The 12,757-nt window shown below is 70.9% G+C and carries 12 protein-coding genes and 2 tRNA genes; 5 read left to right on the top strand and 9 right to left on the bottom strand.

The window, feature by feature from the left end; translation table 11 throughout:
• The first annotated feature begins 58 nt into the window (after positions 1-58).
• The 3 genes from ACFPQ9_RS01215 (at position 59) to ACFPQ9_RS01205 (ending at position 2,655) form a co-directional block, all read left to right on the top strand.
• Positions 59-132: transfer RNA gene (locus ACFPQ9_RS01215), tRNA-Met, on the top strand.
• 227 nt (positions 133-359) lie between these two features.
• The gene (locus ACFPQ9_RS01210; protein WP_380845008.1) at positions 360-2,300 is read left to right on the top strand and encodes a tetratricopeptide repeat protein; all 1,941 of its coding nucleotides are present in this window, start codon (positions 360-362) and stop codon (positions 2,298-2,300) included.
• Positions 2,301-2,581: 281 nt separating this feature from the next.
• A tRNA-Met gene (locus ACFPQ9_RS01205) sits at positions 2,582-2,655 on the top strand.
• A 64-nt stretch (positions 2,656-2,719) separates the two neighbouring features.
• Here ACFPQ9_RS01205 and ACFPQ9_RS01200 read toward each other — a convergent pair.
• The 4 genes from ACFPQ9_RS01200 to ACFPQ9_RS01185 all read right to left on the bottom strand — a co-directional run bounded on the left by ACFPQ9_RS01200 (position 2,720) and on the right by ACFPQ9_RS01185 (position 6,048).
• Positions 2,720-3,862: an ABC transporter substrate-binding protein gene (locus ACFPQ9_RS01200; protein ID WP_380845005.1), complete on the bottom strand. Its 1,143-nt coding sequence runs from the start codon at positions 3,860-3,862 to the stop codon at positions 2,720-2,722.
• Positions 3,859-4,722 carry an ABC transporter permease gene (locus ACFPQ9_RS01195; protein WP_380845002.1) on the bottom strand — a complete coding sequence of 288 codons (864 nt, stop codon included), beginning with the start codon at positions 4,720-4,722 and terminating at the stop codon, positions 3,859-3,861. The genes ACFPQ9_RS01200 and ACFPQ9_RS01195 overlap by 4 nt, the downstream gene beginning before the upstream one ends.
• A complete protein-coding gene (locus ACFPQ9_RS01190; RefSeq protein WP_380844999.1) occupies positions 4,719-5,486 on the bottom strand; it encodes an ABC transporter ATP-binding protein in 768 nt (255 codons plus the stop codon). The genes ACFPQ9_RS01195 and ACFPQ9_RS01190 overlap by 4 nt, the downstream gene beginning before the upstream one ends.
• A gap of 145 nt (positions 5,487-5,631) precedes the next feature.
• On the bottom strand, positions 5,632-6,048 hold the full coding sequence (locus ACFPQ9_RS01185) for a Fur family transcriptional regulator (protein ID WP_030949880.1): 417 nt from the start codon (positions 6,046-6,048) through the stop codon (positions 5,632-5,634).
• A gap of 152 nt (positions 6,049-6,200) precedes the next feature.
• On the opposite strand from ACFPQ9_RS01185, the gene ACFPQ9_RS01180 reads away from it, so the two are divergent.
• Complete coding sequence (locus tag ACFPQ9_RS01180) at positions 6,201-7,655, top strand: catalase (RefSeq protein ID WP_380844996.1); 1,455 nt, start codon at positions 6,201-6,203, stop codon at positions 7,653-7,655.
• Positions 7,656-7,725: 70 nt separating this feature from the next.
• Here ACFPQ9_RS01180 and ACFPQ9_RS01175 read toward each other — a convergent pair whose 3' ends face one another.
• Both ACFPQ9_RS01175 and hisN read right to left on the bottom strand, forming a co-directional pair.
• Positions 7,726-8,118, bottom strand: coding sequence for a CBS domain-containing protein (locus ACFPQ9_RS01175; protein ID WP_380844993.1), 393 nt, complete (start codon positions 8,116-8,118; stop codon positions 7,726-7,728).
• A 112-nt stretch (positions 8,119-8,230) separates the two neighbouring features.
• Entirely contained in the window at positions 8,231-9,031 is an 801-nt protein-coding gene (gene hisN, locus ACFPQ9_RS01170; protein ID WP_380844990.1) for a histidinol-phosphatase, read from the bottom strand.
• Between the two features lie 226 nt (positions 9,032-9,257).
• On the opposite strand from hisN, the gene ACFPQ9_RS01165 reads away from it, so the two are divergent.
• Positions 9,258-9,866, top strand: coding sequence for a TetR/AcrR family transcriptional regulator (locus ACFPQ9_RS01165; RefSeq protein WP_380844987.1), 609 nt, complete (start codon positions 9,258-9,260; stop codon positions 9,864-9,866).
• Between the two features lie 20 nt (positions 9,867-9,886).
• Here the strand turns inward: ACFPQ9_RS01165 and ACFPQ9_RS01160 are convergent, their stop codons facing one another.
• From ACFPQ9_RS01160 to aroA, 3 genes are all read right to left on the bottom strand, one after another.
• The gene (locus ACFPQ9_RS01160) at positions 9,887-10,210 is read right to left on the bottom strand and encodes a DMT family transporter (RefSeq protein ID WP_380844984.1); all 324 of its coding nucleotides are present in this window, start codon (positions 10,208-10,210) and stop codon (positions 9,887-9,889) included.
• Positions 10,211-10,332: 122 nt separating this feature from the next.
• On the bottom strand, positions 10,333-11,343 hold the full coding sequence (gene rsgA / locus ACFPQ9_RS01155; protein WP_380844981.1) for a ribosome small subunit-dependent GTPase A: 1,011 nt from the start codon (positions 11,341-11,343) through the stop codon (positions 10,333-10,335).
• A gap of 10 nt (positions 11,344-11,353) precedes the next feature.
• Positions 11,354-12,673: a 3-phosphoshikimate 1-carboxyvinyltransferase gene (gene aroA / locus ACFPQ9_RS01150; protein WP_380844979.1), complete on the bottom strand. Its 1,320-nt coding sequence runs from the start codon at positions 12,671-12,673 to the stop codon at positions 11,354-11,356.
• Between the last annotated feature and the right edge of the window lie 84 nt (positions 12,674-12,757).

The raw sequence follows: 12,757 nt of genomic DNA, 5'->3' as shown, positions 1-12,757 counted from the left end.
GGAGGGCGGACTGATCGAACAGCCCACCCCGCGCCGTGATACGGTTGTTTCACAACGGCGCGGGGTGGAGCAGCTCGGTAGCTCGCTGGGCTCATAACCCAGAGGTCGCAGGTTCAAATCCTGTCCCCGCTACTGAAGTCGGCGAACATTTCGTACGACAGCGAAGGCCCGGATCCTCCAAGGATCCGGGCCTTCGTGGTGTGCGAACGCATGTGCCGGGTGCCGGGATGGTCGTGCCGCTGTGGGGAGTTGGCAGAACTGTGTTTGACTTGTCTCTCTGTGGGCATGTCGACAAAACGCTGAAGTGACCTCACGGGCTGCGGTATACCAGGTGTACCCGGGTTGCAGGTGGTGCGACGATGGACGTTATGGGGGACAAGGCAACTCTGTTGGAGACAGGGCGGTTTGTGCAGCCTGCCGACTTTGTGCAGTCGACGGGTGATTTCGTGCAGCCGGAGAACGATGCCCCGCGTCCTACGGACGGTGCCTCGCAGCCGGTGGGTGAGCTCGTGCGACCGGAGGGCGACTTCGGCGTCGACCGGCCGGCCGACCAGGACGAGACGGGACAGGCCGCCGAGGAGGCGCGCCAGTTGCTCGCCGCGGAGACCGGCGACGTCGAGGCGATGAGTGTCGTCGGGGCCATGCTGCTGCGCCGCGGTGATCTCGACGGGGCCGAGCCTCATCTGCGGGCCGCGACCGCGGTGGGGGACCGGGCGGCCGCGAACAATCTGGGAGTGCTGCTGCACCAGCGCGGCTACGCCGACGAGGCCGCCGGATGGTGGCGGATCGCCGCCGTCGCCGGGTCGGCCGCGGCCGCGCACGCGCTGGGACGCCATCACCGTGAGCGGGGCGACGAGCCCGCCGCCGAGTACTGGCTGCGGCAGTCCGCCGAACAGGGACACGCGCTCGGCGCGTACGCGCTCGCCGATCTGCTGGAGCACCGCAGCGACGACCGTGCCGAGCAGTGGATGCGGGCCGCCGCCGAGCGCGGGCACCGCGAGGCGGCGTACCGGCTGGCGCGCGCGCTCGACCGGCAGGTGACACGGTCGGGCGAGGACGGCGCCGACAACGGTGTCGAACCGGACGAGGCCGTGCTGGACGAGGTCGAGCAGTGGTACCGGCAGGCCGCCGCGCGCGGGCACCGCCGGGCCGCGCTGCACCTCGGGGCGATCCTGGAGAAGCGCGGGGAGCTCAAGGAGGCCGGGCGCTGGTATCTGACGTCCGCCAAGGACGGGGAGGCGCGCGCCGCCTGTGCGCTCGGCTTCCTGCTGCGCGACGCCGGGGACAGCGAGAGCGCCGCCGTGTGGTGGCTGCGGGCCGCGCAGGACGGCGACGGCAACGCCGCGAACGCGCTGGGCGCGCTGCACGCCGAGCGCGGCGAGACACAGACCGCCGAGCGGTGGTACCGGGCCGCGATGGACGCCGGTGATGTCAACGGCGCGTACAACCTCGGCCTGCTCTGCGCCGAGCAGGCCCGTACCGCGCAGGCCGAGCAGTGGTACCGGCGTGCGGCGTACGCCGGGCACCGCGAGGCGGCGAACGCGCTGGCGATCCTGCTGCTCCAGGTCGGCGACACCACCGGTGCCGAGCCGTGGTTCTCCAAGGCCGCCGAGGCGGGGAGCGTCGACGCCGCGTTCAACCTCGGGATCCTGTACGCCGGGCGGGGCGAGGAGCGGGCCGGGCTGCGCTGGTACGAGCGTGCCGCTGCCGCCGGGCACACGGAGGCCGCGCTGCAGGTCGGTATCGCCCGGCTGCGGGACGGCGACGAGCTCGCGGCGGAGCGGCATCTGCGGTGCGCGGCCGGGGGCGGCAGCGCGGAGGCTGCGTATCGGCTGGCGACCGTGCTGGACGCGCGGCGGCCGCCGGAGCCCGCGCACGAGCTGGGGGAGCCGGTACGGGAGAAGGCCGAGTGCGAGGAGTGGTACGAGCGGGCGGCCTCCCAGGGGCATCGGCGGGCACAGGTGCGGGTCGGGATGCTGGCCGCGGCTCGCGGGGACGTGGTGGAGGCGGCTCGGTGGTACCGGACGGCCGCCGAGGCCGGGTCGCGCAACGGTGCGTTCAATCTGGGGCTGCTGCTGGCCCGGGAGGGCAGTGAGCCCGAGGCGGCGGTGTGGTGGACGCGGGCGGCCGACGCCGGGCACGGGCGGTCGGCTTTGCGGCTCGCCCTGGTCTACGCGCGTCGCGGCGAGCTGGCGGAGGGCAAGCGGTGGGCCGACCGGGCGGTGAGTCTGGGGCCGGCGGAGGTTTCCGAGCGGGCGGCTCGGCTGCGGGACGCTCTGCGGGAGGAGCTGTCGGCCTGAGGGTGGTGCTGGGTGCGGGGGCATTGTGGCCGGCGTCTCAGGTCTCGCCCTCGCCGCCCCTACCCGTCCCGTCCTCCAGGGGGCGCTGCCCCTTCGACCCCGGCCGACTCTGGGGGCTGCCGCCCCCAGACCCCCGCTCCGGCCCTGAACGGGCCTCGTCCTCAAACGCCGGACGGGCTGAATGGGACGAGCCTGAAACGTGCTGGTCAGCCCTGAAGGAAAGCTGCCGGAAAAGCGATTTGCCTCTGTCCTCGCCCTTGACGTAATGTTGCGTTCACCGACGCGGGGTGGAGCAGCTCGGTAGCTCGCTGGGCTCATAACCCAGAGGTCGCAGGTTCAAATCCTGTCCCCGCTACTGAAGGCCGAGGGCCGGGATCCGAAAGGGTCCCGGCCCTCGGTGTTTTCGCAGGTCCGGTGGGTCAGGGCCGGTGGCCCACCGCCTCCTCGTACAGGGCACGGTTCACCGTCCGGGACTCCGGTAGCGGGGTGCCCTCGGCCACGCCCTGGGCCTCGTAGGCCGCCTGGAGGCGGGTCGTCGTGCCGGAGCGGATCTCCCAGTCCATGACCAGGGACGGGGTCGATTCGAGGATCGACTCCTCCGCCTTGAGGAGTTCGGCGAGATAGGTGACGAAGGTCGCATCCTGCTTGTAGTCCGAGGCGAAGTACGAGTTCAGCGTGCGGATGTAGGCCCTCAGAAGGGCCACCCCGGCGTCCACGTCGTCCTGGAGGAGCGCGGGGCCGTAGAGCATGCCGCCCAGGGGCTCGCCGCGCGGCTGGCCGCCCAGGAAGGCGTACCCCTGCTCGCCGTCCACCTCGCGCCAGACCGGGTCCAAGAGCCACGCGGAGTCGACGCCGCCGTTCTGCAGGGCCGTGAGGACGTCGGCCGAGCCGAGTTGCTGGTACTGGATGTCGGCGAGGCCGCCGCCGTGTTTCTCCAGCGCCTTCTCCATGGGGTACGCGATGACCGAGCCCTTGCCGATCATCGTGCCCATCCTGCGGCCGGCCATCGCCACCTGGTTCGCGCTCTCGCCCTCCTTCAGGCGCACCCACAGGCCGCTCTTCGACTTCTGGGCCGGAGAGAAGTTCCCCGCGACCCATTTGATGTCGAAGCCGCCCTCGATGCCGTTCATCACGGCCGCCTCCGGGGCCGCCCACAACGCGTCGATGTCGCCCTTCGCCAGCAGGGGCAGCGCGTCCGGGGTCGGCAGGACCTTCAGCGTGACGTCGAGGCCCTCCTTCTTGAACTCGCCCTTGTCGAGCGCCACTTGCAGCGGGGCCACGTACTCCGCGCTCAGCGTCCCCGTCGCGATCGTTACCTTGCGGGGCTCGGGGAGTGGATTCGGGGAAGGGGCGCCAGGCAGGCAGCGGGCCGGTGTGCGGTCGGGGGAGAGGTCCTCCGGGTCCGTCCACGCCTTCGTGCCGCAGCCGTCGACCGGGCGGATCGTGCGGTTTCCGGCCGCCTTCGGCGAGGAGTCCGACTCGTACGGCGACGAGCACGCCGCCGACGCCAGCAGCGCCCCCGCGGTGAGGAGGACGCCGTACGCATGTGGCCTTCGTCTCATGACTGGCCCCTTCCTCGGTCCCTCGGTGCCCAGGGTGTGAGCAGGCGTCCGGCGAAGCGGATCAGTTCGGAGAAGAGGACTCCGAGGGCCGCCACGCAGACGATGCCGACGAACATGACGTCGTTCTGGAACAGCGCGCGTGAGTCGAAGATCAGATGGCCCAGGCCGTTCGTCGCGGCGATCTGCTCGGAGGCCACGATGACCAGCACCGCCACGCCCGCCGCGATCCGCGCGCCCACCAGGACGGCGGGGAGCGACGCCGGGAGGAGGACATGGCGGAACATCTGCCGGTGCGAGGCGCCGAAGACCTGGCCGGCGTCACGGTGACCGGACGGGATGGACATCACCGCCGACATGGTCGAGATCCACACGAAGAAGAACACCGTCGCCGCCACCAGGGCCACCTGCGGGCCCTCGCCCAGGCCGAACATGTTCAGGAAGACCGGCAGCAGGGCCAGCTTCGGTACGACGTACAGCGCGTCGAGGAGAGGCTCCAGCGCCGCCCGTACCAGGGACAGGGAACCCATCAGCAGGCCCAGGGCGTATCCCGCCGCCGTGCCCGCCGCGTAGCCCGCCAGGACGCGCTTCAGCGTCGCCCACACGTCCGGCCACAGCTCGCCGGCCGCGGCCCGGTCCCAGCCGTCGGCGAGGATCGTGGACGGGGCCGGGTAGACCCGGTCGTCGATCCAGGCGCGGGACGCGGCCAGTTGCCACAGCAGGAGCAGGGCGACGGGCACGGCGAGTGCCAGGGACAGCTCCAGTGCCCGCCTGCGGCGGTGGGTGCGGGCGGGATGGAGTTCGTGCGGGCCCGGGCGGCGGATCAGGACCGACTCGGCGGGCGGCTTCGTGAGCGTCGTCATGCCGGTACGGCCTCCTTCCGCAGCAGGTCCCACAGCTCGCTCTTCAGGGCGGTGAACTCGGGTGTGGCGCGGATGTCGCCGGTGCGCGGTCGCGGGAAGGGCGGCCGGTGCTCGGCGATGATCCGGCCCGGCCGGGCGGACATGACCAGGACGCGGTCGCCGAGGACGATGGCCTCCTCCAGGCTGTGGGTGATGAAGAGCGTGGTCGTCCTCAGGGACTGGGTGATGTCGAGGAGTTCGTCCTGGAGGATCGTGCGCAGCTGGGCGTCCAGGGCCGCGAAGGGCTCGTCCATCAGAAGGAGTTCGGGCTCCACCGCCAGGGCTCGGGCGATCGCGACGCGCTGGCGCATGCCACCGGAGAGGGCCGCCGGATAGGCGTCCGCGAAGTCCGACAGGCCCATGCGGGCCAGCCAGTCGTCGGTGCGGGCGTTCGCTTCGCGGCGCGGGACGCGCTGGATGTCCAGGCCGAAGCGGACGTTGGCGCGGACGGACTTCCAGTCGTAGATGCCGTAGTCCTGGAAGATCATGGCGGCCGGGCGCGGGCTCGTGGCGCGGATCTCCAGGGTTCCGGTGCTGGGGCGGAGCAGGCCCGCGGCGATCCGCAGGAGGGTCGACTTGCCGCAGCCGGACGGGCCCACGACACAGACGAACTCGCCGTGGGCGACGGTCAGATCGAGGGGGCCGAGGGCATCGACCGTGTGGGGGGTTCGGCCGAAGGTGCGTGTCAGGTCGTTCGCTCTGAGTTTGGGATACGGCTCTCCCACTTCGGTCTCCTCGCGGAGTGCGGAACGGACGTGTGGGTGTCGTTGACCATATGACGACCCGTCAGATTCCGAAACCCCGCCCGCCTCCACCGGGGCAGCGCAAAGCCCCGGCACTCATCGGTGCCGGGGCTCAGGAGGTGGGCGACTAGGCCTTCGCGCAGTTCGGGCAGATGCCGCGGTACGTCACCTCGACGTCCGAGACCGTGAAGCCGAAGCGCTCGGAAGCGGGGAGGTCGGCCATCGGGTTGCCCGTGGGGTGGACGTCCCGGATGGAGCCGCACTGGGCGCAGACCAGGTGGTGGTGGGGCCGGTGGGCGTTCGGGTCGTACCGCTTGGCGCGCTTGTCCGTGGAGACCTCAAGGACCTCGCCGAGGGTGACCAGCTCGCCCAGCGTGTTGTAGACGGTCGCCCGGGAGATCTCGGGCAGCTTGGCGACGGCCCGCGCGTGCACCTCGTCCGCCGTCAGGTGGACGTGATCGCCGGCGAGAACCTCGGCCACGACGCGCCGCTGCGCGGTCATCCGCCATCCGCGTCCGCGCAGCCGTTCCAGAAGGTCGCTCATGAGGACACCTTAACAGCATAAGGACCAGGTTCCGAATGGATGTGACTTTGGAGCTCGGCTTGACTTAGACAAAGTCCAAGATAGGGTGGAGTTCGACTTTGGTCAGTGGACAGGAGTGGCCGGAGTTGTTCGAACCGACGCAGGAGGCGCACGTGACCCAGGGACCGCTCACGACGGAGGCCGGTGCTCCGGTCGCCGACAACCAGAACAGCGAGACCGCGGGCATCGGCGGCCCGGTCCTCGTCCAGGACCAGCTCCTGCTGGAGAAGCTCGCCCACTTCAACCGGGAGCGCATCCCGGAGCGTGTGGTGCACGCGCGCGGTGCCGGGGCCTACGGCACCTTCACCGTGACCGCCGATCTCACCCCGTACACGCGCGCCGCCTTCCTCTCCGAGGTCGGCAAGCAGACGGAGACGTTCCTGCGCTTCTCGACGGTGGCCGGCAACCTCGGCGCGGCCGACGCCGTCCGCGACCCGCGCGGCTGGGCGCTGAAGTTCTACACCGAGGAGGGCAACTACGACCTCGTCGGCAACAACACCCCGGTCTTCTTCATCAAGGACGCCATCAAGTTCCCCGACTTCATCCACACCCAGAAGCGCGACCCGTACACGGGCAGCCAGGAGGCGGACAACGTCTGGGACTTCTGGAGCCTGAGCCCCGAGGCCACGCACCAGGTGACCTGGCTGTTCGGCGACCGCGGCATCCCGGCGTCCTACCGCCACATGAACGGCTACGGCTCGCACACCTACCAGTGGAACAACGAGGCCGGCGAGGTCTTCTGGGTCAAGTACCACTTCAAGACCGACCAGGGGATCCGCAATCTCACGCAGGAGGAGGCCAACAGGCTCGCCGGTGAGGACCCCGACTCCCACCAGCGCGATCTGCGTCAGGCCATCGAGCGCGGGGAGTTCCCGAGCTGGACCGTGCAGGTGCAGATCATGCCGGCGGCGGACGCGGCGACGTACCGCTTCAACCCGTTCGACCTCACCAAGGTGTGGCCGCACGAGGACTACCCGCCGATCGAGATCGGCCGGCTGGAGCTCAACCGCAATCCGCGGAACGTCTTCGCCGAGGTCGAGCAGAGCATCTTCAGCCCCGCTCACTTCGTGCCGGGTATCGGTCCGTCGCCCGACAAGATGCTCCAGGGCCGCCTGTTCGCCTACGGCGACGCGCACCGCTACCGCGTCGGCATCAACGCCGACCACCTGCCGGTGAACCGCCCGCACGCCACCGAGGCGCGCACCAACTCCCGTGACGGCTTCCTCTACGACGGCCGCCATGGCGGGGCGAAGAACTACGAGCCGAACAGCTTCGGCGGCCCGGCCCAGACGGACCGTCCGCTGTGGCAGCCGTTCACCGGCTTCACCGCCGGCACCGGCAACCACGAGGCGCCCGTCCACGCCGAGGACGACGACTTCGTGCAGGCGGGCAACCTCTACCGCCTGATGTCGCAGGACGAGAAGGAGCGCCTGATCGCCAACCTGGCGGGTGCCATGGCGCCGGTCTCGCGCGAGGACATCGTCGAGCGGGCGATCGACAACTTCCGCCGGGCGGACGACGACTTCGGCAAGCGGCTGGAGGCCGCGGTCCAGGACCTGCGCGGCTGACACCGGCACTGGATCGCCTGCCGTGGCGGACGGGCCGGGTTCCTTCCGGGACCCGGCCCGTCGTGCGTGCTCAGGCGGGCACGTGCTGTCGTACGGGTGCCCAGCAGCGGATGATGTCGCGGACCGAGACGATGCCCACGGGCTCCTCGTGATCCAGGACGATCAGATGCCGGAAGCCACCGTGTGCCATGGCGCGGGCCGCCTCCTCCAGGGTCCAGGACGGCGCGGCGAACACGACGTCGGTGGTGGTGTGGTCGTGGGCGTGTTCGGTGTCCGGGCTCTGCCCGAGGCCGACGGAGATCAGGATGTCGCGTTCGGTGAGGATGCCGATACCGCCCGCGTCGGGATCGTGGACCACGGCCGCGCCGACCCGGCGGGTGGACATGAGTGCGGCGGCCTGGCGAAGGGTGTGGGTGGGGCCGATGGTGAGGACCACGGTGCTCATGGCGTCACGTACGAGCATGGATGGAGCCACCTCCTGAAGTGCCCCCGCACCGATAGTTCATGGATTCACAAATTCACAAGTGGGGGGACTCTCAGAGTGACAGGTAAAGAGGGGGTCAACAAGGGGGCGTTCAGTAGCGCTCGTTGAGGTAGCCCAGGAGCTCGTCGTGCAGCAGGCCGTTCGAGGCGGCCGCGTTGCCGCTGTGCGGGCCGGGGCGGCCGTCGAGTCCGGTGAAGGAGCCGCCCGCCTCCGTCACGATGATCGCGTTGGCGGCCATGTCCCACAGCGAGAGCTCCGGCTCGGCGCAGATGTCCACCGAACCCTCGGCGACCATCATGTACGGCCAGAAGTCGCCGTACGCGCGCGTGCGCCACACCTCGCGCGTCAGATCGAGGAAACCGTTCAGCCGGCCCCGCTCCTCCCAGCCGCCGAGCGAGGAGTACGCGAACGAGGCGTCCGCCAGCGTCGAGACCCGGGAGACGTGCAGCCGGGACGCCGACGACAGGCTGCGGCCGGCGAAGGCGCCGTGCCCCTTGGCGGCCCACCAGCGCCGGCCGAGCGCGGGCGCTGACACCAGACCGACCACCGGCTGGAACCCGCCCTCCACGGCCTCCATCAGCGAGATCAGGGTGGCCCACACGGGGACGCCGCGCACGTAGTTCTTGGTGCCGTCGATCGGATCGATCACCCAGCGGCGGGGCCCGGTGCCCTCGACGCCGTATTCCTCGCCGAGGATCGCGTCTCTGGGGCGGGCGCGCTGCAACTGGCTCCGGATCAGCTCCTCGGCGCCCTTGTCGGCCTCGCTCACCGGGGTCATGTCCGGCTTCGTCTCGACCTTGAGGTCGAGGGCCTTGAATCGGTCCATGGTGGTGGCGTCGGCGGCGTCCGCGAGGACGTGGGCGAGGCGAAGATCGTCGAGGTAGTCCGGCATGGGACGAACGCTATCTGCCGTGGTCGGGCTGGGGCTACTAGGCCGGGGGCTCATGGGCGGGTTGCCCACGGTTGGCGGCGTGGCCGAGGTGTATTGGGCCGGTACGCCCCTCGAAACCCCGCGCACCCCGGCCGAATGGCGCCCCCGCACGCCTTCGCGAACCCTTGACAGTGACCCGGTGCGCGTCAAATCTGGGCGCAGAGCCGCTCGTCTCCGGGAGGCGATGATGCCTGCAGCGCGGGAATCCCTGCTGGACGCCGCTTACACGGCGCTGGCGCGCCGGCCGTGGTCCGCCGTGCGGATGGTGGACGTCGCCGCGGCGGCCGGAGTGTCCCGGCAGACGCTGTACAACGAGTTCGGAAGCAAGGAAGGGCTCGCGCGTGCGCTGGTGCGGAGGGAGGCCGACGGCTACCTCGCCGGCGTCGACCGCGCCCTCGCCACCCCCAGCGACGCCCGCGACCGCCTCACCGCCGCCGCGGAGTGGACCGCCGGTCTCGCCCGGGACAACGCCCTCGTACGCGCCATGCTCACCGGCTGCTGGAGCGAACGCCTGCCCTCGCCGACCCTGTCCGCCGTCCCCTCCTCCTCGGCGGTCCCGGCACAGCGCCGTGCCGACGGACCCCTGCCGTCACCCGGGGACTTCGTGGGGATCGTGCGCGACCGCGCCGTGTCGGTACTGGCCGGGCCCGGCAACAACAAGCACGACACCGCCGATCTGGCCCGCTCCTGCGAACTCGTCGTGCGGCTGGCCCTGTCCTGCGTCGCCGCCCCACCCGGCGAGGGAGGTGTCGCCGATCTCGTACGCAGCGCGCTGTACCGGCAGTTGCCGGGCTGACCCCGCGGGACGGACGGGCCTCAGTGCGCCGATCCGGACAGTTGCAGGCCGACGACCCCCACGATCACCAGACTGATCGACACGATCTTCAACGTCGACACGATGTCCCCGAGGAAGATCATCCCGTAGATCGCCGTGCCCGCCGCGCCGATCCCCGTCCACACCGCGTACGCCGGCCCGACGTCGAGCTTGCGCAGCGAGAGCGTCAGCAATCCGAAGCTGCCCAGGGCGAAGATGCAGAAGGCGACGGTCGGCCAGAGCCGGGTGAATCCGTGCGACAGCTTCAGACAGACGGCGAAGCCGGTTTCGAGCAGCCCCGCCACGATGACCAGCAGCCACGCCATGTGCTGTCCTCCCGTATCCCCACGTACTGTGACCGCTTCGTCAGGCTTGGATCCGGCTCGGTGCGATTATGCCTTTACCGGACTCACAGGAAGACAAACAACGCGAAGGTCAATCGCCTTCCTCAGTCGCCTTCCTTGCGCTCACGCGTGGCCAGCAGCCGTCGCAGGGAGTACAGCCGCGCGGGATCGGCGTGCCCCTGGGCGACCCAGTCGTCCAGCGCGCAGTCCGGTTCGTCATGACTGCACGCACGCGGACAGCCCTCGGTTCCCGATTCCAGGTCGGGAAACGCGTGGATCACACGCGAGGGATCGATGTGGGCCAGTCCGAACGACCGCACCCCGGGGGTGTCGATCACCCAGCCCTCCCGCTCCGGCAACGGCAGGGCCAGTGCCGACGTCGTGGTGTGCCGGCCGCGTCCCGTCACCGCGTTCACATGTCCCGTCGAACGCCGGCGGTCTCGCGGCACCAGCGCGTTCACCAGCGTCGTCTTGCCGACGCCGGAGTGCCCGACGAACGCCGTGACACGGCCGTCCAGTTGCTCGCGCACCCGGTCCGCGGCGTTACCGGTCTCCAGTTCGGCACGGCTGGTGACGACATAGGGGATGTCCAACGCCCCGTACAGGTCCAGGAGTTCGTCCGGCGAAGCCAGATCCGACTTGGTCAGCACCAGCAGCGGTTCGAGTCCTCCGTCGAACGCCGCCACCAGACAGCGGTCGATCAGCCGGGGCCGCGGCTCGGGGTCGGCGAGGGCGGTGACGATGGCGAGTTGGTCGGCGTTGGCGACCACCACCCGCTCGAACGGATCGTCGTCGTCGGCGGTACGGCGCAGCACCGAACTGCGCTCCTCGATCCGCACGATGCGCGCGAGGGTGTCCTTCTTGCCGGACAGATCGCCGACCAGCGCCACCCGGTCCCCGACCACCGCGGCCTTGCGGCCGAGTTCGCGGGCCTTCATCGCCATCACGACCCGGTCGTCGACGAGACAGGTGAGCCTTCCCCGGTCGACGGTGAGGACCATGCCCTCGGCGGCGTCCTCGTGCTTGGGGCGGATGTTCGTCCGGGGCCGGGTGTTCCGGCGGCCGGGGCGGGTGCGGATGTCGTCCTCGTCGGTGTGCTTGCCGTAGCGGCGCATGGCGGTGTCCCTACGCCCCGAGCATCCCGGTCCACAGCTCGGGGAAGTCCGGCAAGGTCTTCGCCGTCGTCGCCACGTTCTCGATCCGCACCCCGTCCACGGCGAGGCCGATGATCGCGCCGGCCGTCGCCATACGGTGGTCCTCGTAGGTGTGGAAGACGCCGCCGTGCAGCCGGCGCGGGCGGATGTGCAGGCCGTCGGCGGTCTCGGTCACGTCACCGCCGAGTTCGTTGATCTCCTTGGTGAGCGCGGCCAGCCGGTCCGTCTCGTGCAGCCGCAGGTGCGCGACCCCGCGCAGGGTGGAGGGGGAGTCCGCGAGGGCCGCCACGGCCGCGATGCCCGGGGTGAGTTCGCCGACCTCGCCCAGGTCCACATCGATGCCGTGGATGGCACCCGAACCGGTGAACACGAGCCCGTATTCGGTGAGTTCGCAGGAACCGCCCATCTCGGTGAAGATCTCACGCAGCCGGTCACCGGGCTGGGTGGTGCGGGCCGGCCAGTCCGGGATGAGCACCTTGCCGCCGGTCACCAGCGCGGCGGCCAGGAACGGCTGGGCGTTGGACAGGTCCGGCTCGATGGTCAGATCACGGCCCAGCAGGGCGCCCGGCGTGACCCGCCAGACGTTCGGCTCGCCGCCCGACTCCGGGGTGTCCACCTGGGCGCCGACGGCCCGCAGCATGTCGACGGTCATGCGGATGTGCGGCATGGAGGGCAGCGAGGAGCCCGTGTGCCGGACCTCGACGCCCTGGTTGAAACGCGGGCCCGACAGCAGCAGCGCGGACACGAACTGGGACGACGACGAGGCGTCGATCTCCACCGTGCCGCCCTCCAGCGCACCCCCGCCGTGCACGGTGAGCGGCAGCGCGCCCCGGCCGTCGTCGTCGATCCGGGCACCGAGGGCGCGCAGGGCGTCGATCACTCCGTGCAGGGGACGCTCGTAGGAGCGGGGGTCGCCGTCGAAGCGGACGGGGCCGTCGGCCAGCGCGGCGACCGGCGGCAGGAAACGCATCACCGTGCCGGCGTTGCCGACGTCGACCGTGGCCGGGCCGCGCAGGCCCGCCGGGAGCACACGCCACGCCTCACCGGTGCCCTCGGGGCCGACGCCCTCCTCGATGCCGACGCCCATGGTGCGCAGGGCGCCCGCCATCAGCAGGGTGTCGCGGGAGCGCAGCGGGCGGCGCAGCCAGCCGGGCTCGCTCGCCAGGGCGGCGAGGACCAGGGCGCGGTTGGTGACCGACTTGGACCCCGGCACGTGGACCGTCGCGTCGACGGGTCCGCTCGCGTGGGGGGCGGGCCAGAGGGCGGGGTGTGCGGCGGGGTTTTGGGCCATGGGTTCACTTTATAAGGAGGCGGTCGTTCGGGTGCGGCGCCGTGGGGGCCGGTCGCGCAGTTCCCCGCGCCCCTGTGACCTGCG

Origin of the sequence: Streptomyces coerulescens, assembly GCF_042657965.1 — a bacterium.
GTDB classification, from domain to species: Bacteria; Actinomycetota; Actinomycetes; order Streptomycetales; family Streptomycetaceae; genus Streptomyces; species Streptomyces coerulescens.
Note: the sequence above shows the minus strand (reverse complement) of the source record. Positions and strands in the feature narration are given on the sequence as shown.

Coding starts and splice junctions, on each gene's coding strand:
- ACFPQ9_RS01165 (WP_380844987.1), top strand. CDS start 9,258: ATGCCTGCAGCGCGGGAATCCCTGCTGGACGCCGCTTACACGGCGCTG.
- rsgA (WP_380844981.1), bottom strand. CDS start 11,343: ATGCGCCGCTACGGCAAGCACACCGACGAGGACGACATCCGCACCCGC.
- ACFPQ9_RS01160 (WP_380844984.1), bottom strand. CDS start 10,210: ATGGCGTGGCTGCTGGTCATCGTGGCGGGGCTGCTCGAAACCGGCTTC.
- ACFPQ9_RS01175 (WP_380844993.1), bottom strand. CDS start 8,118: ATGCTCGTACGTGACGCCATGAGCACCGTGGTCCTCACCATCGGCCCC.
- ACFPQ9_RS01195 (WP_380845002.1), bottom strand. CDS start 4,722: ATGACGACGCTCACGAAGCCGCCCGCCGAGTCGGTCCTGATCCGCCGC.
- ACFPQ9_RS01200 (WP_380845005.1), bottom strand. CDS start 3,862: ATGAGACGAAGGCCACATGCGTACGGCGTCCTCCTCACCGCGGGGGCG.
- hisN (WP_380844990.1), bottom strand. CDS start 9,031: ATGCCGGACTACCTCGACGATCTTCGCCTCGCCCACGTCCTCGCGGAC.
- ACFPQ9_RS01210 (WP_380845008.1), top strand. CDS start 360: ATGGACGTTATGGGGGACAAGGCAACTCTGTTGGAGACAGGGCGGTTT.
- ACFPQ9_RS01185 (WP_030949880.1), bottom strand. CDS start 6,048: ATGAGCGACCTTCTGGAACGGCTGCGCGGACGCGGATGGCGGATGACC.
- aroA (WP_380844979.1), bottom strand. CDS start 12,673: ATGGCCCAAAACCCCGCCGCACACCCCGCCCTCTGGCCCGCCCCCCAC.